We start from the raw sequence: 23,854 nt of genomic DNA on the forward strand, positions 1-23,854 counted from the left end.
AGAACAGACAGAGAAGAAACGGAACAGGCACAATGGCTACCGAAATCCGCGTTCCCACTCTCGGCGAATCCGTCACCGAGGCGACCATAGGCAAGTGGTTCAAGAAGGTCGGCGATGCCATTGCCGTCGACGAGCCGCTGGTCGAGCTCGAAACCGACAAGGTGACGGTGGAGGTGCCTGCCGCCGCCGCCGGCACGCTGGGCGAGATCACCGCCAAGGAAGGCGAGACCGTCGGCGTCGGCGCGTTGCTGGGTTCGATCTCGGCAGGCGTCGCCACGGCCGCCCCGGCGTCCAAGCAGGAGACCAAGCCGCAAGCTGTGTCGCAGGCGTCGAGCCCCGACGCGGCACATACGACCAAGCAGGCCGCGGCCGAGACCGCCAAGATAGCCGGCGATGCCGGGCCGGTCGAGCCGCGCACAATGCCGCCGGCGCCAGCTGCCGCAAAGCTGATCGCCGAGAACAATCTGTCGGTCGACCAGGTTTCTGGCTCGGGCAAGCGCGGCCAGGTGCTGAAGGGCGACGTGCTCGACGCGATTTCCAAGGGCGCGCCGTCGCAGCCGGCCGAAATTCCGAAGGCCGCACCGGCTCCGGTCGCCGTGCGTGCGCCGTCCTCGGGCGACGATGCGTCGCGCGAGGAGCGCGTGCGCATGACCAAGCTGCGCCAGACCATTGCGCGCCGGCTGAAGGAAGCGCAGTCGACCGCCGCCATGCTGACCACCTTCAACGAGGTCGACATGTCGGCGGTGATGGCGCTCAGGACCAAGTACAAGGACATCTTCGAGAAGAAGCACGGCGTGAAGCTCGGCTTCATGGGCTTCTTCACCAAGGCGGTTACGCACGCATTGAAGGAAATCCCCTCGGTCAATGCCGAGATCGACGGCACCGACATCATCTTCAAGAACTATGCCCATATCGGCGTTGCCGTCGGCACCGAAAAGGGTCTCGTCGTGCCGGTGGTGCGCAATGCCGACCAAATGTCGATTGCCGAGATCGAGAAGGATATCGGCCGGCTGGGCATCGCCGCGCGGGACGGCAAGCTGTCGGTCGCCGACATGCAGGGTGGTACGTTCACCATCTCCAATGGCGGCGTTTACGGCTCACTGATGTCGACGCCGATCCTCAATGCGCCGCAGTCCGGCATTTTGGGCATGCACAAGATCCAGGACCGGCCGGTCGTGGTCGGCGGCCAGATCGTGATCCGGCCGATGATGTACTTGGCGCTGAGCTACGATCACCGTATCGTCGACGGCAAGGAAGCCGTGACCTTCCTGGTCCGCGTCAAGGATAGCCTGGAGGATCCCGAACGGCTGGTGCTTGATTTGTGATCGGAGCTGATCCGTCATGAGCGGCTGGCTGGCGCGGTTTGGGTTCAAGCTCGGTCGAGTAGCGGGTAGCGTATTGAGGCGTTCCCGGCCGGCGGCTTCCGCCGCCATCTCTCCGCCGGCGACATCGACTGAATGGGATTCGGCGCCGGCGAGCAGCAATCTCGGTGTCTTCGCTCTCAGCGAAGCCGAAATGGCGGAGCGGAAGATCATCGTCACCGCGATCGGTGAGCTTGAGCTACCGACCGGCGAAATCATCGCTTGCGATCCACTGATTACCGGGCTGGAACGGCCTGTGTTTAGCCGTAAGGTCAGGCCGGGATGCTATCCAGTCACGTTGCTTGAGGCGCAAGGCCGTGTTGCTGCAGCGGTATTGCGGTTTGGCACTGGCTTGCCGGTGCGGTGGGAGTTGGCTGCCTTCGTCCGCGACGTCGGCACATCGTCCTGGAAGTCTGGATTTATTGTCGATGATAATGTTGCTTCGTTCATGGACAAGTCGGTTCTGACGCTGATGTCCAAGCAGGAGGAACTCGACAGCTATCTTGCTGACGTTGCATGCTCGTTCGACAAGTTCCGCATGGATAATCCGGTTGATGGAAATCCGCTTAATATAGCCATGTTCGACACTGGCTTCGGTGATGGGAACTATTATTCCTTCTGGGGACTGGATGCGGCCGGCGAGCCGCTGGTCTTGATGACCGATTTCGAGGTGCTCGAAAACGCCGACGGCCGCGAGAGCAGCCCGAGCAATTCATGACAAACATCGCTTCGCCAATGATCGGATTTATGGCCGGGCTGGCTGTTCTCGCAGCGGGTTACGAGGCGCATGCCGCCTGCCCGCTGGCGCTTGCTGTCTATGGCGATGCCGAAAGCGAGGCCGGCATTGATTTCCGGCCGACGACGGATGCGGTCACCGTCACCAACTCGTTCAAGATGGTGCTCGACAAGGGCATCGTTCTCGACGGCATTGTCATGTGGACATCCGGTGTTTCGCGACCGCAAGGGTCGCTGATGTACAAATGCCCGACCGGCGACGTCACCGGTGACGAGCTTGCCGGCTGCACGGTGTGGCAGGGTGTCGTCTACAGCGCCGACGACAAGGGCAACATTGCGCTGCTGGCAGCCGAAAGCACGGACGCGCCGCAGAGCCTGATCTTCCCCGATCTCGGCCCGTCGCTGCAGATGTCGTCGGCCTTCGGTCCGAAAGGCTTCTCGAAACTGCCGTGGGATGTGTTTCTGCTGAAGGGCTGCCAGGAATGAGTGCATCGCAAAAAGTGCTTCTGGTCACCGGCGGCAGCCGCGGCATTGGTGCGGCCACTTGCCGGCTTGCGGCGAAGGCCGGCTACCGCGTCGCGGTCAACTATGCCGCAAACGAGGCCGCGGCCCAGGCGCTGGTCGCCGAGATCGAGGTCGGTGGCGGTGAAGCGATAGCGGTCAAGGGCGATGTCGGCGTCGAGGCTGACATCGTCGCCGTGTTCGAAGCCGTCGATAGCGCCTATGGCCGGCTCGACGCCCTGGTCAACAATGCCGGAATCGTCGACGTCAAGGCGCGCGTCGATGAGATGAGCCTGGCGCGGCTGGAGCGCATGATGCGCATCAACGTCATCGGCTCGTTCCTGTGCGCGCGCGAAGCGGTCAAACGCATGTCGAGCAAGCATGGCGGCCAGGGCGGCGCCATCGTCAATATATCGTCGGCGGCGTCGCTACACGGCTCGCCCGGCGAATATGCCGACTATGCAGCGTCCAAGGCGGCGATCGACACTTTTACGCTCGGCCTGGCGCGCGAAGTCGCGACCGAAGGCGTGCGCGTCAACGCGATACGGCCGGGCATCATCGACACCGAGATCCACGCCTCGGGCGGCCAGCCGGACCGGGTCGAGCGGTTCCGCGACATGCTGCCGATGAAACGCGCCGGCACGGCCGATGAAGTCGCGCATGCGGTTCTCTATCTTTTGTCGGATGAGGCGTCCTATACGACGGGCGCGATCCTGAATGTCAGCGGCGGCCGCTGAAGGCCACAAATCAAAGGGATAAAGCATGATGTTCTCCGAAAACCGCTTCACACTTTTCGGCATCATCCTCTAGGCAAGAAGGACACCCATCATGGCTTATGACGTCGTTATCATCGGATCGGGACCGGGCGGCTATGTCTGCGCCATCAAGGCGGCGCAGCTCGGGCTGAAGGTCGCGGTGGTCGAGAAGAACGCCACTTTCGGCGGCACCTGCCTGAACATCGGCTGCATCCCATCCAAGGCGCTGCTTTATGCCTCGGAGATGTTCGCCGAGGCCGGCCATTCCTTCGATGCGCTGGGCGTCGAGATACCGGCGCCGAAACTCAATCTGAAGAAGATGATGGCGCACAAGGACGCGACCGTTTCGGCCAACGTCAATGGCGTCGCCTTCCTGTTCAAGAAAAACAAGATCGATAGTTTCCGTGGCACCGGGAAGGTGGTTGCGGCCGGCAAGGTGTTGGTGACGGCTGAGGACGGCAAGGTCGAGGAGATCGAGACGAAAAATATCGTTATTGCCACGGGCTCCGATGTCGCCGGCATTCCCGGCGTCAAGGTCGACATCGACGAGAAGGTGATCGTATCGTCGACCGGCGCGCTATCGCTGGAGAAAGTGCCGGGACATCTGGTGGTGGTCGGCGGTGGGGTCATCGGTCTGGAGCTCGGCTCGGTTTGGGCACGGCTCGGCGCCAAGGTCACCGTGGTCGAATTCCTCGACACCATCCTGGGCGGCATGGACGGCGAGGTCTCCAAGCAGTTCCAGCGCCTGCTTTCCAAGCAGGGTTTCGAGTTCAAGCTCGGCACCAAGGTGACAGGGGTGACCAAGGCCAAAAAGGGCGCCGCCGTTACCTTCGAACCGGTCAGGGGTGGTGCGGCCGAGACCATCGAGGCCGACGCGGTGCTGATCTCGACCGGACGCCGGGCCTATTCCGACAGCCTCGGGTTGAAAGAAGCCGGCGTCGAGGTCGACGAGCGCGGCCGGGTCAAGACCGACGGGCATCTCAGGACCAACGTGGCCGGCATCTACGCCATTGGCGACGTCATCGCCGGTCCGATGCTGGCGCACAAGGCCGCGGATGAAGGCGTGGCGGTGGCCGAGACCATTGCCGGCCAGGCCGGCCATGTGAACTACGACGTCATCCCGAGCGTCGTCTACACCAGCCCGGAAATCGCTTCGGTCGGCAAGACAGAGGAAGAGCTGAGGAAGGCCGGCATCGAATACAAAACCGGCAAATTCCCGTTCACCGCCAACGGCCGCGCGCGCGCCATGCTGCACACAGACGGCTTCGTGAAGATCCTCGCCGACAAAGCCAGCGACCGCGTGCTCGGCGTCCACATTGTCGGCTTCGGCGCCGGCGAGATGATTCATGAGGCGGCGGTGCTGATGGAATTCGGCGGCTCATCCGAAGACCTCGCCCGCACCTGCCACGCGCATCCGACAATGTCGGAAGCGGTCAAGGAAGCGGCGCTGGCGACGTTCTTCAAGCCGATCCATATTTAGGGAAACGCTGGAGGGACAGCACCCCCCTGTGTCCTGCCGGCCAATCTCCCCCTCAAGGGGGGAGATTGGACTTCACCGCCGCATCGCGAGCTTTCAAGTTTCTCACGTTTCTAACCCGGCGCTGTTCGTGAGACAGCCGATCTCCCCCTTGAGGAGAGATGTCCGGCAGCACAGAGGGGCGGTGAAGAATCGCGACGCTCGCCGATAGGTGCCCCAAACAAAACGGCCCGCTTTTCAGCGGGCCGTTCTTGGGTTGGAAGCAAGATGCCAGATCAGTTGGCCAGATTACGGGCTCGGCGCCGGAGCAGGCGCGGGCGCCGGGGCTGGCGCAGGAGCCGGTGCGGGCGCAGGGGCTGGTGCGGGAGCCGGTTCGGCGGGCTTCATCGGCTCAGCCGGTGCAGGTGCGGGCGCCGGTGTGCTGGCTGCCGGCGGCTCTGCGGGTGCAGGATGTTCGCCGCTTCTGCCGAAAACATAGTACGCGACAATCGCAAGGATGACGACGACCAGCGCAATCAGCCAGCCGCTGCCACCACCCGACCTGGGCGCTGGATCGTTAGGGTTCGCCATAAAAGTGTCCTCCGTGGATGAAAAGCATCAATCAACACCCCTCAACGCGCAACCGTTGAACGGGTTCATACTAGGCCTTCAAATTGACGAACGCAGGAAAATTCTGATTCGCAACCGCTTGTTGGCCTGTATTTCCCCCGCAAAATCAATCACGAACGAGGTAGAACGAGCTTAGCTGGCCTTTTCCGCCAAAAATAGGGCCAACCGCCTCCGCTTTGCGAATCAGTTGCGCACCGCACAGAGCCGGCTTACGTGATTCGGTATTCAAGACGGGCGCTGCTCAGTCGACGGCGGTGACGGTATAGCCGGCCTTGCGAAAATCCTCGACCAGGCCTTCGGGGCCGGGAAGATGCATGGCGCCGACGGCCATGAAGGCATTGCCCTTGGCCAGGATCCGTGCGGCATGGTCGGCCATGACCTTGTTGCGGCCGGTGATCATCGTCCGGTCGAATTCGGCGTAACCTGCGTCGTCTTCGTCGGGCGAGATCGAACGCAACAGCGGCCAGAAGGTGCCGGTGTCGCCGCGCTGGTAAAGCACGATCATGGTTTCGTTGATGTCGTTTATCTTGTCGCCGAGCTTCAGGGTCTCGACCAGCCCCTTGATGTGGAACGCAAGCGGCAGCGAGGCCATGGCGCGCAGCTGGCTGGCTGCGGTCTCCAACCCTTCCACCGGCTTGCCATTAGCCTTGGCGTCCTGCGCCAGCTTGACGTCGAGAACCGGTGCGCCGCCTGCCTGACGGGCGACCTCACAGACCGGCAGCGCGACCATGGCCGACAGCAGCCACGGCTTCATCTTGGAGACGCTCGCCGGCGGAATGCCGCGCGCATCGAGCCCTTTGTTCACCACCGCCGCATCCTCCGCCGACAACAGCGACGACAACGTCGTGTTGTCGGTGAACATCATCAGCTCGGGTTCCTTGAGCATGGCCTCCATCATCTTCTGCTTGTCGAGCACGTCGGTGGTCTCGATGATGATGGTGCCGGCAGCGTCATAGGCTTTCCTGGCTGCCGGCGGCAGAGTGGTCACGCGCGGGTCGGTCATGTGCATGGTGCCGAACAGGAAGGATGGCTTTTCGCCTGATTTCTCCAGCTTCCACAACAGGCCCTTGCCGTTCAGCGTCGCTGCTGCTTCCGTCTCGATCCTGGAATAGGTGGCGGGGTCTTCCTTCTGCAGGGCCGACAGCAGATCGGCGCCGGCGCAGGCCGGGGCTTCGGCATGCGCCCTGCCCATGGCAAGCAGCAGCACGATGAGGAAAGACAGGAAAAACAGGGCGTTGAGCGCGACGAGCAGCTTCAGCGACACAAGGGCGGCGCGGTCGGCGATGGCAAGGGCGCGTTTCATGGTGCGGTTCTAGGACTGAAAAGCGGCGAAACGGTTAACCGACGTGGGGAAATTGTCCTGGACTAATACAGTGTCACGCGCGGGGATGGGCGGATTCGTAAATCTCGAGCAGTCTTGCGGTGTCGACGCCGGTATAGACCTGCGTCGTTGACAGGCTGGCGTGGCCGAGCAGTTCCTGGATGGTGCGCAGGTCGCCGCCGCGCCCGAGCAGATGGGTGGCGAAGGAATGGCGCAACGCGTGCGGCGTCGCGGTGTCGGGCAGGTTCAGCGCCGAGCGCAGCCTGGCCATGTCGCGCTGGACGATGGCCGGGTTGAGCGGCCCGCCGCGGGCGCCGCGAAATAGCAGGCCCTTGGGATCGAGATGGTAGGGACACAGTTTTCGGTATTCGGCGATTGCCCTGAGCGCCACCGGCAGCACCGGCACCAGCCGTGTCTTGCCACCCTTGCCGGTGACGCGCAGCACGGTGTCGGCTTCCGATGCCAGGTCGGCGGCGCTGAGGCCCAGCGCTTCGGAAATGCGCAGGCCCGATCCATAAAGCAGCGTCAGCACGGCGGCGTTGCGGGCGGCGATCCAGGGCTCTTCAGCCAGCTGGCCTTCCACCGACACGACATGTTTGGCATCGCTGGCGGTCAGCGGCTTGGGCAGCGATTTCGGCTGGCGCGGCGCGCGCAACGCAGCGGCACCGGCGGCATTGGCGAGACCGCGCCGTTCGAGGAAGCGCAGCAGCGAGCGGATGCCGGCGAGGCCGCGTCCGAGCGTGCGGGCGCCGGCGCCGGCGTTGCGCCGCGCGGCAAGAAAGCCGCGCAGATCGGCCGGGCGTAAGGTTGCGATGTCGGAAATGCCGGGCGAGCCGCCGCAATGTCCGGTCAGGAAATGCAGGAACTGGCGCGTGTCGCGCTCGTAGGCCTCGACAGTCGCCGGTGACAGCCGACGCTCGCGCGCCAGCATCTTCAGCCAGCTTTCGCGCGCTGCCTGGAGGTCGGGTTTTGCCGGGATGAGAAATTCCTGCATGCCGCCATTGTCAGGCAGCCGGGTTAGGAAGCGGTGAAGAACCTGTCATTGAAATGGCCACGGGCGATCATTGAAATGACGCCGGTAGGGCGTTAGAGCAGGGCAAAGGATATCAGCCATGTCGAAGCCCCAGAACCCCGTGCAAATGGCCGTGATCGGCGCCGCCCACGGCATCAAGGGCGAATTGCGGGTGAAAACCTTCACCGGCGAGCCGCTGGCGCTGGCGGATTATGGCCCGCTCTATGCCAAGGACGGCCGCGCCTTCCAGATCATCGACATAAGGCCGGCAAACACTGTCGTCGTGGTGCGTTTCAAGGGCATTGCCGACCGCAACGCCGCCGAGGCGCTGGCCGGCACGGAGCTGTTCGTCGACCGCTCGATGCTGCCGGACAATGGCGAAGAGGACGAGTTCTACCACGCCGATCTCGTCGGGCTGGAAGTCCGCGACGACACGGATGCGGTTGTCGGCAAGGTGGTCGCGGTACACAATTTCGGCGGCGGCGACATTCTCGATGTCACGCTCGGCGGGCGCAAAGGCGTGCTGATCCCGTTCACCCAGGCCGCCGTGCCTCAGGTTTCGATCGCCGAAGGTTTTCTCCGCGTCGACCCGGCAGCCGCCGGCCTTGTCGAGGATGAGGATGGCGACGCGCCGCGCGAAGAAGATTTCGACGCGAAGGGCCGACCGCGCGGGCCGCGCGAAGCCGGAGGCAACCGGTGACGTTCAAGGCTTCGGTGCTGACGCTCTATCCCGAGATGTTTCCGGGCGGGCTAGGCCTGTCGCTGGCCGGACGGGCGCTCGAAGTCGGGACATGGTCGCTGGAAGCTATCCAGATCCGCGACTTCGCCAGCGATCGCCATCACACCGTCGACGACACGCCGGCCGGCGGTGGCGCCGGCATGGTGATGCGCGCCGATGTGCTGGCCAAGGCGATCGACCACACGTCGCCGGCGGGCGATCCGCGGCCGCGTTTGCTGATGAGCCCGCGTGGAAAGCCGCTGACGCAGGCGCACGTGCGCGAACTGGCTGGCGGGCCAGGCGCCGTCATCGTTTGCGGCCGGTTCGAGGGCGTCGACCAGCGGCTGATCGAGGCGCGTGGACTGGAAGAGGTCTCCATCGGCGATTTCATCCTGTCGGGCGGCGAGCCGGCGGCGCTCGTACTGCTCGACGCCGTTGTGCGGCTGTTGCCCGGCGTCATGGGCAATGCGGTGTCGGGCGAGGAAGAAAGTTTCGAGAACGGCCTGCTCGAACACCCGCATTACACGCGGCCACAGGAGTTCGAAGGCCGCCCCATCCCCGACGTGCTGGTCTCCGGTAATCACAAGAAGATCGCCGCGTGGCGGCGCGCCGAGTCCGAGAAGCTGACCAGGGAGCGCCGGCCGGATTTGCTCGCCGCTCAGCCCTTGGCAAAATAGTAGACGGCGAGAAACAGGCCGACGGCGATGACGAAGCCGCGTACTGCGTTTTGCGGCACGCGCTTGGCGATCCAGACGCCGGCATAGCCGCCGAGCGCGCCGCCGGGGATCATGACGATTGCCTGAGGCCAGGCAACAACGCCGCCGGAAACGAAGACCAGTATGGCAACGGCGGCGATGACCACGGCCAGCATGTTCTTCAGCGCGTTCAGCCGGTGATAGTCGCCGGATTGCGTCAGGCCGAGCGTCGCCAGCATCATGACGCCCATGCCGGCGCCGAAGAAGCCGCCATAGATGGCGGTAGCGAACTGCGCCAGCGAACCGGCCAGAGAGCCGACCGTGGCTTCATGCCCAGGCTTCGGCGTTGGTTTCAGCCACGGCCCGGCGGCGAACAAGGCGGTTGCGGCCAGCAGCAGCCACGGCACGAGGGCGCGGAACGACGGATTTGAGAGCGCCAGCAGGATGAGCGCACCAGCCAGCGCGCCCAAAGCCGAGATCAGGCAAAGCAGCAGCGCGCCGCGCCAGAAATGCTTGATGTCGGTCCAGTAAGCCAGCGTCGAGGTGATGTAACCGGGAAACTGCGTTACCGAGGACGTGGCGTTGGCGACGATCGGCGGCAGGCCGGCCAGCGTCATGGCGCCGAAGGTTATGAAGGTGCCGCCGCCGGCAACCGCGTTGACGGCGCCTGACAGAAAACCCGCGAGGAAGAGCAGGACTGCGTCGAAAACAGACATTGTGAGGCCGCCGGACAAGTGTGCTGCTCCCGGATTAGGAAGCTTGAAGGGCCGGCGCAACCCTGCACTGGACGATTGCGTGGTGGCATGCGACCAAAAAAGACAGGGCCAAGGCGTGACAAGTCAGTGAAATAGCTGTATGTGCCCGCCCGTACTGGCGAGAAAAATCTCCCGGACCCGTCAACAATGACGGTGTAGTCGCCCCTGCCCAATGTTTCGAAGACAAGATGTCTCGGGGACAAAGGGCATAGCCGAGCGGTCAATGGAACTGCAAGGCGAGTGTCGGACGCTCTGACTGTCGGAAGAACAAGAAGTGGACTATTGAGATGGATATCATCCGTCAGCTCGAGGCCGAACAGGCCGCCAAGATCGAAGCCAAGCGCAAGCTTCCCGAATTTCAGCCCGGCGACACCGTGCGCGTCCAGGTCCGCGTGACCGAAGGCACCCGCACCCGCGTCCAGGCCTATGAGGGCGTCGTCATCGCCCGCGCCGGCGCCGGCTTCCAGGAAAATTTCACCGTCCGCAAGATCTCCTACGGCGAAGGCGTCGAGCGCGTTTTCCCGGTCTACTCGCCGATGGTCGAAGGCGTCGAGATCGTGCGCCGCGGCAAGGTGCGCCGCGCCAAGCTCTATTATTTGCGCGACCGTCGCGGCAAGTCGGCCCGTATTTCGGAAAACACCGGCGTGCGCGCCCGCAAGCTGAACGATGAGGAGCGCGACGCGCTGAACGCTGAGAAGGCCCGCATCGAGGCCGAGAAGGTCGCCGCCGTGCAGGCGCTGGCAGCCGAGAAGGCCGCGCAGGAAGCCGCCGAGAAGAAGGCCGTCGACGAAGCCGCCAAGGCCGCCGACGAGGCTGCAAAGGCGGCGGAAGCGACCCCGGCCGAATAAACCTGGTCCAAGGATTTTGAAAAGGCGGCTTCGGCCGCCTTTTTTCGTTTCACCAGACTGTGAACGATTGCCGGCCGAGAGTTTGGCCATGGCTGTTGACTCGAATTATCTTGTACACTAAATGATAGTGTAACAAATAAAATGGAGAACTGACATGGCACTCTACACCACACAGGCTCGCGTCACCGGCGGCCGCGCCGGCCACGGCGAGACCAGCGACGGCCTGCTGAAGGTCGACCTCGCTTTGCCGAAGGAGCTCGGCGGACAGGGTGGCGCCACCAATCCCGAGCAGCTGTTCGCGGTCGGCTATGCCGCCTGCTTCGAAAGCGCCATCCGCTTCGTCGCGCGCAAGCAGAAGCTGCCGCTGGACGATGCGGCGGTGAGCGCCACCGTCAGCCTGCTTCCCAATGGTGAAGGCTTCAAACTTGGTGTCGCACTGGCCGCGGAGACCAAAGGCCTTGATCAGGCGGCGGCGGAAGCGCTTGTATCGGCAGCGCATCAGATTTGCCCCTATTCCAATGCGATCAAAGGCAATATCGAGGTGGCGCTTTCGACCGTGGCGCTTCCGGCAAAGGCAGCATGACGACGAAGACCGAAACCAGGGCCAGCGAAGTCCCGGCGGACACCGCCGGGAGGATCGCCGTTCCGCGCCTCGACCAGCAGCTCTGCTTCGCGCTCTATTCGGCGAGCGGGCTGATGACCAAGCTCTATCGGCCGCTGCTTGACCCGCTCGGCCTGACCTATCCGCAATATCTGGCGATGCTGGCGCTGTGGCAGCGTGCGCCGAGCACGGTCGGCGAACTCGGCGAGGCGCTGGGGCTGGATTCGGCGACATTGACGCCTCTGCTCAAGCGGATGGAAGCGGCTGGTCTCGTCACCCGCCGTCGCGATCCAGCCGACGAGCGCCGCGTGCTGGTCGAACCGACTGCCAAGGGCCAGGCGCTGCGCGCCCGCATCAAGGACGTATCCGCAGGCCTTGCCTGCGCCATGCCGCTGGAAGTCGAGGAGCTGAAGTCGCTGCACCGGACCTTGACCGGATTTGTCGCCAAGCTGCGTGAGGCTACGTCACCATCCTGATCCGTCATCTGACGGGTTCCCGTGTCCAGGAGGGGCCTGGTTTGCCGGCGGCGCAATCACGGAATAAATTCCGACCACGGGGCGTTCTAAAACCGCGTTGGTTGAAGGCATTGGAATCCGCTTTCACCGGACGCTGAGCACCGGACCGGCTTGCAAGCCGTCTGCGGACGGCTAAAGTCGCGCCTGGATTTTCATGCGAGCCCGGCTGCAAGCGGGCTTCTCATCCTGGAGCGTGTCATGACCAAATCGAAGCTGCTGCTGGCCGCCCTCGCGGCCTGTTTCCTCGCGCCCGTCGCTGCATGGGCGGCCGATGCGCTGCCCGATCTCGGCGGCAAGAAGGTCGTGGTGGTGACGGAAAACGCCTATCCGCCGCTGCAGTTCATCGACGCCAAGACCGGCAAGCAGATCGGCTGGGAGTATGACGCGATGGACGAAATCGCCAAGCGGCTGAACTTCGAGGTGGAGTACCAGAACACCTCCTGGGACGCGATGATCCAGGCGGTTTCCGACAACCAGTACAACATTGGCATGACCGGCATCACCATCAAGGACGACCGAAAGGAGAAGGTCGATTTCTCCGACCCCTATATGCGTTCGGAGCAGTTCATGCTGGTGCGCGCCGATGAAAGCCGCTTCACCGACGCCAAGACCTTCGCCGCCTTCAAGGACGGGTTGATCGGCGCGCAGGCCGGAACGACGCCGTTCTACACCGCCGTCTACAGCGTGCTCGACGGCAATGAGCAGAACCCGCGCATCAAGCAGTTCGAGACCTTCGGCGCTTCGGTGCAGGCACTGAAATCCGGCGACGTCGATGTCGTCCTGACCGACGGCACCGCCGGCAAAGGCTATGTCGATGCCTCCGGCGGCAAGCTCAAGCTGATCGGCGGCCCGCTCGGCACCGAGGATTTTGGCTTCATCTTCCCGAAGGGCTCGGACCTGGTGAAGCCGGTCAACGCGGCGATCGCGGCGCTGAAGGCCGACGGCACGATCGAGGCGCTGAACAAGAAGTGGTTTCTCGACTACAAGATGGGGCAGTGATGTCCGACTCCTTACCCTCCCCCTTGTGGGGAGGGTCGATCCGCGAAGCGGAGCGGGGTGGGGGTGCCAGCGCCGGCGCTTTGTCACGACCCCCACCCCGGCTCACCAGCTTTGCGATGCAAAGCTTGTTCGCCGACCCTCCCCACAAGGGGGAGGGTGAAGCGCCCTGATGGCCACGCCCCCCGCTTCGACTCTCAAATCCGATTTCCCCTGGTGGCTTGCCGCCGCGATCGCGCTCGCCGTCGTCGCTGCGCTCTCCATTGCCGCCAGCGATCTCTACGCCCAGGTTTTTGCCACCGTCGCCAAAGGCATCGGCATCACCATTCTTGTCACCGTGGTCGCCTTCGCGCTGGCTTCCGCCGTCGGGCTCGGCATTGCGCTGATGGGGTTGTCGGGGTCGCGTTGGCTCAAGCAGATCGCTCGTTTCTATGTCGAGATCATCCGCGGCGTGCCGATCCTGGTGCTGTTGTTCTGGATCGCCTTCGCCGGCGCGCCGGCCTTCGTGGCTGCGTGGAATGCGCTGACCGCGCCGCTGCAAAACGCCGGCTATCTCGGCGAGCTTTTGGTGCGCGACGTGTCGCTGTTGTGGCGTGCGATCATGGCGCTGACCATCGGTTATTCCGCCTTCATCTCCGAGGTCTTCCGCGCCGGCATCCAGTCAGTCGAGAAAGGCCAGATCGAGGCTGCCAAGGCGCTCGGGCTGACGCGCACGCAGCGCTTCCGGCTGATCGTCTTCCCACAGGCGATCCGCACCATCCTGCCGCCGCTCGGCAATGACTTCGTCGCCATGGTCAAGGATTCCTCGCTGGTCTCGGTGCTCGGCGTCGCCGACATCACGCAGATGGGCAAGATCTACGCCGCCGGCTCGTTCCGCTTCTTCGAGACCTATTCGATCGTCGCCTATATCTATCTCATCCTCACCGTCAGCCTGTCGCTGGCGCTGCGGGGGCTGGAGCAACGACTGCGGCGGGCGCAGCAGGAATAGAAGTCCGACGCGGGCACGGCTACGATCGCGGAGGACAGGATTCCGGAGGATGCAGGCGATGACGATCGACAAGGCCAATGCGGCGCTGGGTACCGTCTATTCGGCCGATACGCCGGAAGGGCTGGCCAAGGCCTATGCAGACTGGGCCGCGACCTATGACGGCGAGACCGCTTCGCTCGGCTATCTGCTGCCGTTCCTGATCACCGCCTGGGTGGCGCGCCATGTGAAGGTGGGTGAAGGCCCGCTGCTCGACGCCGGCTGCGGCACCGGCCTGTCAGGCCCGTCATTGAAGGCGCTGGGTTATCACGACATTGCCGGCCTCGACCTCTCCGACGACATGCTGAAGATCGCCGGCAGCCGCAATGCCTATGGCGATCTGAAGCAGGCCATGCTCGGCGGGCCGCTACCCTGGCCGGACGGGCATTTCCGCGCCTTCTTCTCGACTGGCGTGTTCACCATCGGCCATGCGCCGGCGTCCGGCCTGCACGAGCTTGTCCGCATCACCAGGAAAGGCGGCCACGCCATCTTCACCGTGCGCGACCAGGTTTTCGAAAGCGGCGGCTTCCAGGACGTGTTCGACGGGCTGGAACGGGCCGGGAAATGGCAGCCGGTCGAGCAAAGCCCATGGTTCCGCTGCTATGCGATCGCCGAGCCGGATGCGCTGGTGAAGACTTTTGTGTTCGAGGTGCTTTGAGCGCCGCCCTCTTCGCCTTCTCTCACAAGGGGAGAAGCGAAAACACGCCGCAATTGCCGAAAACCGAAAACATTGGTATGAGCCACGCCATGGAAGAGCTTTTTGGCGATCCGGCCTATAAGGGTTTCGTGCTGCAGGACCGAAAACGCCTGCCGTCGCGTTTCTCTTCGCGCATTTCCGGCGCGCTCACCAGCCGACTTAGCTAAGCCGCTTTCGCCGGGCCGAAGGCTTCGGCGCGTCTGCCCTTCCCCTTTTTGCAAATCGACGGATTTACGCACATGAGCGCACCGCGCACCCTCTACGACAAGATTTTCGACGACCATGTCGTCGATCGCCAGGATGATGGCACCTGTCTGCTCTACATCGACCGCCATCTCGTCCATGAAGTGACCAGCCCGCAGGCCTTCGAAGGTCTGCGCATGACCGGCAGAAAAGTCCGGCATCCGGAAAAGACGCTGGCCGTGGTCGATCACAATGTCTCGACCTCGCCCGAGCGCAAATTCGGCATCAAGAACGAGGAAAGCCGCATCCAGGTCGAGGCCTTGGCCAAGAACGCTAGGGATTTCGGCGTCGAATATTACTCCGAAAACGATATCCGCCAGGGCATCGTCCACATCATCGGGCCGGAGCAGGGCTTCACGCTGCCTGGCATGACGATCGTCTGCGGCGACAGCCACACCTCGACGCATGGCGCCTTCGGCGCACTGGCACATGGCATCGGCACCTCCGAGGTCGAGCATGTGCTGGCGACCCAGACGCTGATCCAGCGCAAGGCCAAGAACATGCTGGTGCGCGTCGATGGCCAGTTGCCGGAAGGCGTCACCGCCAAGGACATTATCCTCGCCATCATCGGCGAGATCGGCACCGCCGGCGGCACCGGCTATGTCATCGAATATGCCGGCGAGGCGATCCGCGCGCTGTCGATGGAAGGCCGCATGACGATCTGCAACATGTCGATCGAGGGCGGCGCGCGCGCCGGCCTGATCGCGGCCGACGAAACCACCTTCGCCTATGTCAAGGGCAAGCCGCGCGCGCCGAAGGGCGCGTCGTGGGACGCCGCGCTCGAATACTGGAAGACGCTGCAGTCCGACGAGGGCGCGCATTTCGACAAGGTGATCGTGCTCGACGCGGCCAAGCTGCCGCCGATCGTCTCCTGGGGTTCCTCGCCCGAGGACGTCGTTTCGGTGCAGGGCGTCGTTCCCAATCCGGAAGAGATCACGGACGAGAACAAGCGGACGTCAAAGATCCGCGCGCTCGACTATATGGGGCTGACGCCGGGCACGAAGATCACCGACATCACGCTCGACCGCGTCTTCATCGGCTCCTGCACCAATGGCCGCATCGAGGATCTGCGTGCGGTGGCCAAGGTGGTCGAAGGCAAGACGGTGAGTGCGCATGTCGATGCGATGATCGTGCCGGGCTCCGGTCTGGTCAAGGAACAGGCGGAGGCCGAGGGTCTCGACAAGATCTTCATTGCCGCCGGTTTCGACTGGCGCGAGCCGGGCTGCTCGATGTGCCTGGCCATGAACGACGACCGGCTGAAGCCGCATGAGCGCTGCGCCTCGACCTCGAACCGCAATTTCGAAGGCCGGCAGGGCTTCAAGGGCCGCACCCATCTGGTGTCGCCGGCCATGGCGGCGGCGGCGGCGATCGCCGGCCATTTCGTCGACATCCGCGACTGGAAATAGCGCAGACTGGTTCAAGCCTGATCTGAGCGTATGCAAAACCCCGAACGGCAAAACCGTTCGGGGTTTTGTTTACAGCGCGCCGCTCTAAGACCCTTGGGGTATATGCCCTAGCCGGCACGCCGGATGATTTCATGAAATTCCTCCCGGCTGCCGGGTTCGTCGGTCGCGACCACCAGCGCCAGTTCGCGCTCGTCGAAGATCTTGAACCACTCGTCCCATTCGACCAGCTCGTAGCCGCCTGCGTTGACCGGGCGTTCAGGCTGATCCTGGTCCTGATAGGCGTGCTGGCCGAAGACGAGCCTCAGCAACGGCTGCGTTCCGGTTTCGGGCGATACATCGACGATCGCCGGAAATCCGGCGCGCCCTGCGGCCCATGAGCGAATTGCTTCGTGATCGGTCAGCGTGATCGTGTCGGCCATGAACAACTTCTCCTTGATTGCTGTCACGAAACGCCTGCCTCAGGTCCCGGTTCCGTGCAGCAGCTTCATCAGTGGCGACTTGCATATTCGTCCCGGCTTAACCGCTTGTTGGGGCTTGCGCTCTAAGGTCTTCCCTGACGTCAAGCGGGGAAGTCACCGTCCTTTGGACACCGGCCTGTTCATAGCGCTGCTCAATCCGACGATCGCGCTGGCGCTCGGCGCGGCGTTCCTCGTGCTATGGTTCTATCAGCGCCACCGGCCCTATCTGGCTGTGCTCGGCACGAGCTATTGCGTGTCCGCGCCCGGCTTCCTGCTGCAGTATTTCACGCTGCCCGGCGGCATGGTGCTGACCAAGCTGGTCTCCAACCTCTGCTTCACGCTTGCCGCCTGTTGCCTCGTCGGTGCGATCATCTCACGCTACGGCAGGCGCGTGCCCTATATCGCGATCGGCATTCTGGCGGGTGGCGGGATGGTGGCATTCTGCTGGTTCCTGTTCGTCCAGCCGGACTTGACTTGGCGCATCCTGTCGATCAATTTCGGCTTTGGCGGCCTCAGCCTGCTGGTCGCCGCCGAGCTGCGCGCCGTGCGCAAGAACGGCCCGACGGAAAAAATCCTGTTCGTACTGTCGCTGCTGTCCGGGCTGAACTTTATCGGCCGCACGCTGCTCGTCGTCATCTCGCACGGGCCGTTCACCAGCTATGACGGGTTTTATGGCTCGTCCTACTGGACGACGGCGCTTTTGTCGCACGCGCTGCTGTCGTTGCTGATCGCGCTCTGCCTGTTCTCGGCAGCTGCGCTCGACGTGATGAAGGCGCTGAAGACCGAGACGCACACCGATCCCCTGTCTGGCCTGCTCAACCGCAGGGGTTTCGAGGAGCGCGCCTTGCTGGTGCTGCAACACTGCGCCGCCGCCAAGGTGCCGGTCGCGCTGGTGCTGGCCGATCTCGATCACTTCAAGGCGCTCAACGACAAATACGGACATGCCGCGGGCGACCAGGTGATCGCCGACTTCGCCGCCAAGCTTCGCGCGGCCGCCGGCACGCGTGCGGTTGCCGGCCGCATCGGCGGCGAGGAGTTCGCTGTGCTTCTGTCGCTGAGCGATCTTGCCACGGCGCGGCTGTTTGCCGAAGCCGTGCGCACGCACTATTCGGCCGGCAGTGTCGACGGGTTGCCGCCGGGCACCAGGGTGACCGCGAGCTTCGGCGTCGCGGCGCGCACCGGCGACGAAGGGCTGGAGCCGCTGAGGCGGCGCGCCGACGAAGCGCTCTACAAGGCCAAGAAGAACGGCCGCGACAGCGTGCGGCTTTCCTATGAGCGGGCCGAAACGGTGTTCATCCCGGATACAGGCAGCGTCGGTTAGCGTCTCGCTTAAACGGCCTCTCGGCCGTGCCGGATCATCAGCGGCAAGGGCTGAGGTTGGGCATTTCGCCGTCGGAGAGGCCGTACATATAGGAGCGGCCCTTCACGAACACCGGCGGCTGGTAGCAGCCACGCCTGGAGATGTGATCCGCCTCGTCTTCATAAAGGACTTCGGGTCCCGCTTCCGGCTGCCCGGCGCTGGTGTAGTCGGACAATTTCTTGGCCAGCCTGCCTTGGCCGACAATGATGCGCTTGTAGCCGGCGGCGCTGTCGATGACGAGATTGCCCAGGGAATCGGCATAGACGCGGTCATGATGGCGCGACCAGGCCATTGCCGGGGCGGCGAAGCCGAGACTGGCTGTCGCCAGCACAAGCGCCGCAAGGCGCGCTCTTCCTGAATTCGAAAGCATGGTGTCCTCTCTGCTGTGGACCCGATCGAATCGGAAATTAACCTTTTCTTAACCTTTGTTAAGAGGGCAGGCGCATCCGGCGGCGATCTCTCGCCAAACATGGTTAATATCCGACGGGATGGAAAACCCGGGCGTCATCATTCGGCCATGCTTGCCCGCACCATCGGCCGCGACGCACACAACTACGCTGACGTCGGGTGAGCTTGATCTTGGTGGAACATCGCGGCTAGTTAGCCGCGCAGGAGGACAGCATATGGCGTTACGCCGGACGTTTCGGGTGACGCTGTTGTCGATCCCCTTGCTGACTGCCGCAGCCTGCGTGCCGCAGAACGGCGCGCCGACGGCGGTGAATACCGTACCACCCACTGTCGCGCCCGCGCCGGCTCAGCAGTCCGCCGCACCTGTGGCGCCCCCGGCTTCCGCAACGGCTCCGACAGCACCTGCCGCACCTTCAGCCAAGATCGTCACCGATCTTACCGCGCCGCGGTCTGCTGTCGGCACGGCAACTTACAGATGCGGCAATGGCGGCATGATCACCATCCAGAACCTCGGCACGGCGTTGCGTGTTGTCAGGCCCGATGGCACGACCGAGGAGTTTGCCGCATCACCCGCCAACCAGTCCAGCCGCTACCAGGAAGCCGCGTCGCATGACGCAATCGTGATCGACGCGCGCGAGGCGCTGGTGATGAAGAGGGGCTCGACACCACAGACCTGCAAACGATAGCCCGGCGTCGATTGCAAAGGAAATGCCGCACTGCAGCGAACGGTGCGCAGGCTTCGACGGTGGCCAAATCGATTGAAGCGAAACAGCAGCCTTTTGTCAGACTAAATGACGTTTTCAAAACGATTTTCCGGCTTTGACGCGGTGCAAAAAGAGCATTAGAAACCGGCTGTCTGAAGTCATATATCGAGGCGGTAAGTGCCGCTTTCCACCGCGGCTCCGGACATCGAACTGGGGCAGCCATGAGCAAATCACCAGCCACCCGAACCGCCAGACGTGAACGGCCGCTCTCGCCGCACCTGACGATTTACCGCCCACCGATCACCATGACGATGTCGATCATTCATCGCATCACTGGCGGGGCGCTGTATTTCGGCACGCTGCTGGTCGCCGCGTGGCTGATGGCGGCGGCGAGTTCGCAAGGCGCTTTCGATTGGATCAACTGGGCCTTCGGCACCTGGCTCGGCCGGCTCATCCTATTCGGCTACACCTGGGCGCTGATGCACCACATGCTGGGCGGCGTGCGCCATCTCGTCTGGGACACCGGCGCCGGGCTGGAGAAACACACGGCATCGAAGATCGCCTGGGCGACCCTCGCCGGTTCCATCCTGCTCACGCTGCTGATCTGGGTCGCCGGCTACATGGCGCGGGGAACCTTGTGATGAGCGGCACGAACAACAACGATATGCGCACGCCGCTGGCCAAGGTTCGCGGTCTGGGCTCGGCCCGCGAAGGCACCGGGCATTTCTGGCGACAGCGGCTGACGGCCATTGCCAACATCCCCCTGATACTGTTCTTCGTCGGGTTCCTGATCGCGCTCAATGGCGCCGGCTTCGCCGAGGTGCGGGCGGCGCTCGCCAGTCCGTTCGTGGCGCTGGTGTTGGCGCTGGTGCTCGTTTCCGGTCTCACCCATATGCGTGTCGGCATGCAGGTCATTATCGAGGATTACGTGCATGCCGAAGGCATGAAGCTGGCGCTGATCGCACTCAGCACGTTTTTCACCATAGCGGTCGGCGTCGCCTCGATCTTCGCCCTGCTCAAACTGGCATTCGGAGGCTGATTTGGCCAAGGACGCGAAATCGGCCACCGGCTATACCTTTGTCGACCACAAGTTCGACGTGGTGGTCGTCGGCGCCGGCGGCGCCGGCCTGCGCGCCACGCTCGGCATGGCCGAGCAGGGCCTGCGCACGGCCTGCATCACCAAAGTGTTCCCGACCCGCTCGCACACGGTGGCGGCACAAGGCGGCATTGCCGCGTCGCTGTCCAACATGGGTCCGGACTCCTGGCAGTGGCACATGTACGACACCGTCAAGGGTTCGGACTGGCTGGGCGACGTCGACGCCATGGAATATCTGGTGCGCGAGGCACCGGCGGCGGTCTACGAGCTCGAGCATTACGGCGTGCCGTTCTCGCGCACCGAAGAGGGCAAGATCTACCAGCGGCCGTTCGGCGGACACATGATGAATTATGGCGACGGCCCGCCGGTGCAGCGCACCTGTGCTGCCGCCGACCGCACCGGTCACGCCATCCTGCACACGCTCTACGGCCAGTCGCTGAAGAACAATGCACAGTTCTTCATCGAGTATTTTGCGCTCGACCTGATCATGGAACCGGACGGCACCTGCACCGGCGTCGTCGCCTGGAACCTCGACGACGGCACCATCCATCGCTTCTCCGCCAAGATGGTGGTGCTGGCGACCGGCGGCTATGGCCGCGCCTATTTCTCGGCGACGTCGGCGCACACCTGTACAGGCGACGGCGGCGGCATGGCGGCACGGGCCGGCTTCCCGCTGCAGGATATGGAGTTCGTGCAGTTCCATCCGACAGGCATATACGGCGCCGGCTGCCTGATCACCGAAGGCGCGCGCGGCGAGGGCGGCTATCTCGTCAATTCCGAGGGCGAGCGCTTCATGGAGCGCTACGCGCCGTCGGCCAAGGACCTGGCCTCGCGCGACGTCGTCTCGCGTTGCATGACGCTGGAGATTCGCGAAGGCCGCGGGGTCGGCAAGAACAAGGACCATATTTTCCTGCATCTCGATCATCTCGATCCGGCCGTGCTGCATGAGCGGCTGCCGGGCATTTCGGAATCGGCCAGGATTTTCGCCGGCGTCGACCTGACCAAGGAGCCGATCCCGGTGCTGCCGACGGTGCACTACAATATGGGCGGCGTGCCGACCAATTACTGGGGCGAGGTGCTTAGCCCGACGGTCGAGAATCCTGACCGGGTGTCACCCGGGCTGATGGCGGTCGGCGAGGCCGGCTGTGCCTCCGTGCACGGCGCCAACCGGCTGGGCTCGAACTCGTTGATCGATCTGGTGGTGTTCGGCCGCGCCGCCGCAATCCGCGCCGGCCAGGTCATCGACCGCAATTCGGCGATCCCTTCGCCAAACGAAGCCTCGGTCGAAAAGATCATGGACCGCTTCGACCGGCTGCGCCACGCCAATGGCTCGACGCCAACCGCCGTTCTGCGTGAGAAGATGCAGAAGGCGATGCAGGAAGACGCCGCCGTGTTCCGCACACAGGAGTCGCTCGAAAACGGCTGCAAGCGCATTTCGCAGATATGGACCGAGCTCAAGGACCTGAAAGTCTCCGACCGCTCGATGATCTGGAATTCCGACCTGGTCGAGACGCTGGAGCTGGAAAATCTGATGGCCAACGCCATCACCACGGTCTACGGCGCCGAGGCGCGCAAGGAGAGCCGCGGCGCGCATGCGCGCGAAGATTTTTCGGCCCGCGACGACATTGTCTGGCGCAAGCATACGCTGGCTCGGCTAAGCGAGGACGGCCAGGTGAGCCTCAGCTATCGTCCCGTGCACACCGAGCCGCTGGTGGCGGAAAAGGACGGCGGCATCAGCCTTGCCAAGATCGCGCCGAAGGCCAGGGTGTACTGACCATGGTGCCGAAGCCCGTCATCCGAAAGGACCAGAGGTAATGGTCGAACTCACGCTTCCCAAGAACTCCAAGGTGCAGCCGGGCAAGACCTGGCCGAAGCCGGAGGGCGCCACCAACCTCAGGGAATACCGCATCTACCGCTGGTCGCCCGACGATGACGAGAACCCGCGCATCGACACCTATTTCGTCGACATGGACGATTGTGGGCCGATGGTCCTCGATGCGCTGCTCTGGATCAAGAACAAGATCGACCCGACGCTGGCGTTGCGCCGCTCCTGCCGCGAAGGCATTTGCGGCTCCTGCGCCATGAACATCGATGGCTCCAACACGCTGGCCTGCACCAAGGGCTGCGACGACATTTCCGGCGCCGTCAAAGTCTACCCGCTGCCGCATATGCAGGTGGTCAAGGACCTGGTGCCCGACCTCACCAATTTCTACGCCCAGCACGCCTCGATCCAGCCATGGCTGAAGACAGTGTCGCCAGAGCCAGCCAAGGAATGGCTGCAGAGCCATGAGGACCGCGAAAAGCTCGACGGGCTCTACGAGTGCATCCTGTGCGCCTGCTGCTCGACCTCGTGCCCGAGCTATTGGTGGAACGGCGACCGCTATCTCGGCCCGGCGACGCTGCTGCAGGCCTATCGCTGGCTGATCGACAGCCGCGACGAAGCCACGGGCGAACGGCTCGACGATCTCGAAGACCCATTCCGGCTCTACCGCTGCCACACCATCATGAACTGCGCCCAGACCTGCCCGAAGGGGCTCAACCCGGCCAAGGCGATTGCCGAAATCAAGAAGATGATGGTGGAGCGGCGGGTTTAGTTGAGGCGAGTTCGCTCGCGGCAATCTCGGACGCGGCGATCCTTCGCGCCCCCCTCTGTCCTGCCGGACATCTCCCCCACGGGTGGAGAGATTGGCCGTCATCGCGGCTTTCGCCAATCTCCAAGGTTGAAGGATGGCGCGCTGTCGGCGAAGCTGCCGATCTCCCCCCGCGTGGGGAGATATCCGGTAGGACAGAGAGGGGGGCGCTGTCTCGCCGGCGCTAGAAAGGATACTCAACCCAATGAGCGAAGAGCTTCCAATCCTTAATCCGGTCGAAGCCCGTGTGCTCGGCTGCCTGATCGAGAAGAAGGAGCTGACGCCGGATGTCTATCCGCTGACGCTGAATGCAGCACTTGCAGCCGCCAACCAGAAGACGGCGCGCGAGCCTGTCATGGCGCTGGAGCAGACGGAGGTGCATCGGACTCTCAAGCTGCTCGAGCAGAAGGGGCTGGTGCGTCAGATGTTCGGCTCGCGCGTCGAGCGCTATGAGCATCAGATGGCGCAGCGCTTCTCGCTGACCACGCCGCAGACCGCGGTGATCGGCCTGCTTTTGCTGCGCGGGCCGCAGACGGCGCATGAGTTGCTGGCGCGAGCTGAGCGCATGGCGCGGTTTTCGTCCGTCGAGGACCTGCGTGGCGAACTCGACATGCTGATCGGCCGCCGCCCGCCGCTCGTCCAGGAAATACCGCGCGGGCCGGGGCAGCGCGAGGACCGTTTTATGCATCTGCTCGCAGGACCGGTGGACGTCGCGGCGTTATCGGTGCAGCGGAGCGCGCCGGCCTTGCCTGCTTCCGACCTGGAAGCGAGATTGGAGGCTCTGGAGCAGGAAGTCGCAGCCCTTCGCGCCCGGCTTGATGCGCTGGGCGCTTAATAGTTATCCGAGACGTTGGTGGGACAGCACCCCCCTCTGGCCTGCCGGCCATCTCCCCCTCAAGTGGGGAGATCAGATGTCACGCCGGCCTTAG

Annotated in this window: 26 protein-coding genes; 21 read left to right on the plus strand and 5 right to left on the minus strand. The window is 63.7% G+C overall.

Going from position 1 to position 23,854, the window contains the following annotated elements; genetic code table 11:
• The first annotated feature begins 32 nt into the window (after positions 1-32).
• The 5 genes from odhB to lpdA all read left to right on the plus strand — a co-directional run bounded on the left by odhB (position 33) and on the right by lpdA (position 4,832).
• Positions 33-1,325: a 2-oxoglutarate dehydrogenase complex dihydrolipoyllysine-residue succinyltransferase gene (odhB, locus tag X757_RS153340; protein ID WP_023683869.1), complete on the plus strand. Its 1,293-nt coding sequence runs from the start codon at positions 33-35 to the stop codon at positions 1,323-1,325.
• Between the two features lie 16 nt (positions 1,326-1,341).
• A complete protein-coding gene (locus X757_RS153335) occupies positions 1,342-2,079 on the plus strand; it encodes a DUF4241 domain-containing protein (protein ID WP_031251241.1) in 738 nt (245 codons plus the stop codon).
• Positions 2,076-2,582 carry a hypothetical protein gene (locus X757_RS153330; protein WP_023726043.1) on the plus strand — a complete coding sequence of 169 codons (507 nt, stop codon included), beginning with the start codon at positions 2,076-2,078 and terminating at the stop codon, positions 2,580-2,582. The genes X757_RS153335 and X757_RS153330 overlap by 4 nt, the downstream gene beginning before the upstream one ends.
• On the plus strand, positions 2,579-3,334 hold the full coding sequence (locus X757_RS153325; protein ID WP_023726044.1) for an SDR family oxidoreductase: 756 nt from the start codon (positions 2,579-2,581) through the stop codon (positions 3,332-3,334). Before X757_RS153330 ends, X757_RS153325 begins: the two co-directional genes overlap by 4 nt.
• Positions 3,335-3,425: 91 nt before the next feature.
• Positions 3,426-4,832, plus strand: a complete 1,407-nt coding sequence (lpdA, locus tag X757_RS153320; RefSeq protein WP_023726045.1) for a dihydrolipoyl dehydrogenase — start codon at positions 3,426-3,428, stop codon at positions 4,830-4,832.
• 847 nt (positions 4,833-5,679) lie between these two features.
• On the opposite strand, the gene X757_RS153315 is transcribed toward lpdA, so the two are convergent.
• Complete coding sequence (locus X757_RS153315; protein WP_023726046.1) at positions 5,680-6,741, minus strand: TraB/GumN family protein; 1,062 nt, start codon at positions 6,739-6,741, stop codon at positions 5,680-5,682.
• A gap of 73 nt (positions 6,742-6,814) precedes the next feature.
• Positions 6,815-7,753 (minus strand): tyrosine recombinase XerC, encoded by a 939-nt coding sequence (locus X757_RS153310; RefSeq protein WP_023670529.1) that lies wholly within the window; start codon positions 7,751-7,753, stop codon positions 6,815-6,817.
• Positions 7,754-7,871: 118 nt separating this feature from the next.
• On the opposite strand from X757_RS153310, the gene rimM reads away from it, so the two are divergent.
• A complete protein-coding gene (rimM, locus tag X757_RS153305) occupies positions 7,872-8,471 on the plus strand; it encodes a ribosome maturation factor RimM (RefSeq protein ID WP_023726047.1) in 600 nt (199 codons plus the stop codon).
• The gene (trmD, locus tag X757_RS153300) at positions 8,468-9,166 is read left to right on the plus strand and encodes a tRNA (guanosine(37)-N1)-methyltransferase TrmD (RefSeq protein WP_023726048.1); all 699 of its coding nucleotides are present in this window, start codon (positions 8,468-8,470) and stop codon (positions 9,164-9,166) included. Before rimM ends, trmD begins: the two co-directional genes overlap by 4 nt.
• On the opposite strand, the gene X757_RS153295 is transcribed toward trmD, so the two are convergent.
• Positions 9,148-9,900 (minus strand): sulfite exporter TauE/SafE family protein, encoded by a 753-nt coding sequence (locus tag X757_RS153295; protein ID WP_023683874.1) that lies wholly within the window; start codon positions 9,898-9,900, stop codon positions 9,148-9,150. The two genes, trmD and X757_RS153295, sit on opposite strands and share 19 nt — an antisense overlap.
• Positions 9,901-10,226: 326 nt before the next feature.
• On the opposite strand from X757_RS153295, the gene rplS reads away from it, so the two are divergent.
• The 7 genes from rplS to leuC all read left to right on the plus strand — a co-directional run bounded on the left by rplS (position 10,227) and on the right by leuC (position 16,269).
• Positions 10,227-10,787, plus strand: a complete 561-nt coding sequence (rplS, locus tag X757_RS153290) for a 50S ribosomal protein L19 (RefSeq protein WP_023726049.1) — start codon at positions 10,227-10,229, stop codon at positions 10,785-10,787.
• Positions 10,788-10,941: 154 nt separating this feature from the next.
• Positions 10,942-11,370, plus strand: a complete 429-nt coding sequence (locus X757_RS153285) for an organic hydroperoxide resistance protein (RefSeq protein WP_023694503.1) — start codon at positions 10,942-10,944, stop codon at positions 11,368-11,370.
• Complete coding sequence (locus tag X757_RS153280) at positions 11,367-11,864, plus strand: MarR family winged helix-turn-helix transcriptional regulator (protein ID WP_023726050.1); 498 nt, start codon at positions 11,367-11,369, stop codon at positions 11,862-11,864. Before X757_RS153285 ends, X757_RS153280 begins: the two co-directional genes overlap by 4 nt.
• A gap of 237 nt (positions 11,865-12,101) precedes the next feature.
• Positions 12,102-12,902, plus strand: a complete 801-nt coding sequence (locus tag X757_RS153275; protein WP_023726051.1) for a transporter substrate-binding domain-containing protein — start codon at positions 12,102-12,104, stop codon at positions 12,900-12,902.
• 169 nt (positions 12,903-13,071) lie between these two features.
• On the plus strand, positions 13,072-13,887 hold the full coding sequence (locus X757_RS153270) for an amino acid ABC transporter permease (protein WP_023698366.1): 816 nt from the start codon (positions 13,072-13,074) through the stop codon (positions 13,885-13,887).
• A gap of 58 nt (positions 13,888-13,945) precedes the next feature.
• A complete protein-coding gene (locus X757_RS153265; RefSeq protein ID WP_023710215.1) occupies positions 13,946-14,581 on the plus strand; it encodes a class I SAM-dependent methyltransferase in 636 nt (211 codons plus the stop codon).
• Positions 14,582-14,859: 278 nt separating this feature from the next.
• A complete protein-coding gene (gene leuC / locus X757_RS153260; RefSeq protein WP_023670518.1) occupies positions 14,860-16,269 on the plus strand; it encodes a 3-isopropylmalate dehydratase large subunit in 1,410 nt (469 codons plus the stop codon).
• A gap of 107 nt (positions 16,270-16,376) precedes the next feature.
• On the opposite strand, the gene X757_RS153255 is transcribed toward leuC, so the two are convergent.
• Entirely contained in the window at positions 16,377-16,688 is a 312-nt protein-coding gene (locus X757_RS153255; RefSeq protein ID WP_023706723.1) for a hypothetical protein, read from the minus strand.
• 163 nt (positions 16,689-16,851) lie between these two features.
• Between X757_RS153255 and X757_RS153250 the strand changes: the two genes are divergently transcribed.
• Positions 16,852-18,048: a GGDEF domain-containing protein gene (locus tag X757_RS153250; protein WP_023715865.1), complete on the plus strand. Its 1,197-nt coding sequence runs from the start codon at positions 16,852-16,854 to the stop codon at positions 18,046-18,048.
• Positions 18,049-18,085: 37 nt separating this feature from the next.
• On the opposite strand, the gene X757_RS153245 is transcribed toward X757_RS153250, so the two are convergent.
• Entirely contained in the window at positions 18,086-18,457 is a 372-nt protein-coding gene (locus X757_RS153245) for a hypothetical protein (RefSeq protein WP_023726052.1), read from the minus strand.
• Positions 18,458-18,710: 253 nt separating this feature from the next.
• Between X757_RS153245 and X757_RS153240 the strand changes: the two genes are divergently transcribed.
• The 6 genes from X757_RS153240 to X757_RS153215 all read left to right on the plus strand — a co-directional run bounded on the left by X757_RS153240 (position 18,711) and on the right by X757_RS153215 (position 23,760).
• On the plus strand, positions 18,711-19,181 hold the full coding sequence (locus tag X757_RS153240) for a hypothetical protein (RefSeq protein WP_023687710.1): 471 nt from the start codon (positions 18,711-18,713) through the stop codon (positions 19,179-19,181).
• A gap of 239 nt (positions 19,182-19,420) precedes the next feature.
• Positions 19,421-19,840, plus strand: a complete 420-nt coding sequence (sdhC, locus tag X757_RS153235; RefSeq protein WP_023683884.1) for a succinate dehydrogenase, cytochrome b556 subunit — start codon at positions 19,421-19,423, stop codon at positions 19,838-19,840.
• A complete protein-coding gene (sdhD, locus tag X757_RS153230) occupies positions 19,840-20,238 on the plus strand; it encodes a succinate dehydrogenase, hydrophobic membrane anchor protein (RefSeq protein WP_023683885.1) in 399 nt (132 codons plus the stop codon). Before sdhC ends, sdhD begins: the two co-directional genes overlap by 1 nt.
• Before the next feature lies 1 nt (position 20,239).
• Entirely contained in the window at positions 20,240-22,069 is a 1,830-nt protein-coding gene (sdhA, locus tag X757_RS153225) for a succinate dehydrogenase flavoprotein subunit (RefSeq protein WP_023726053.1), read from the plus strand.
• A 40-nt stretch (positions 22,070-22,109) separates the two neighbouring features.
• On the plus strand, positions 22,110-22,889 hold the full coding sequence (locus X757_RS153220) for a succinate dehydrogenase iron-sulfur subunit (RefSeq protein ID WP_023670510.1): 780 nt from the start codon (positions 22,110-22,112) through the stop codon (positions 22,887-22,889).
• 241 nt (positions 22,890-23,130) lie between these two features.
• Complete coding sequence (locus X757_RS153215) at positions 23,131-23,760, plus strand: YceH family protein (protein ID WP_023726054.1); 630 nt, start codon at positions 23,131-23,133, stop codon at positions 23,758-23,760.
• The last annotated feature ends 94 nt before the right edge of the window (positions 23,761-23,854 follow it).

Origin of the sequence: Mesorhizobium sp. LSHC412B00 (assembly GCF_000503035.1) — a bacterium.
Classification (GTDB): domain Bacteria; phylum Pseudomonadota; class Alphaproteobacteria; order Rhizobiales; family Rhizobiaceae; genus Mesorhizobium.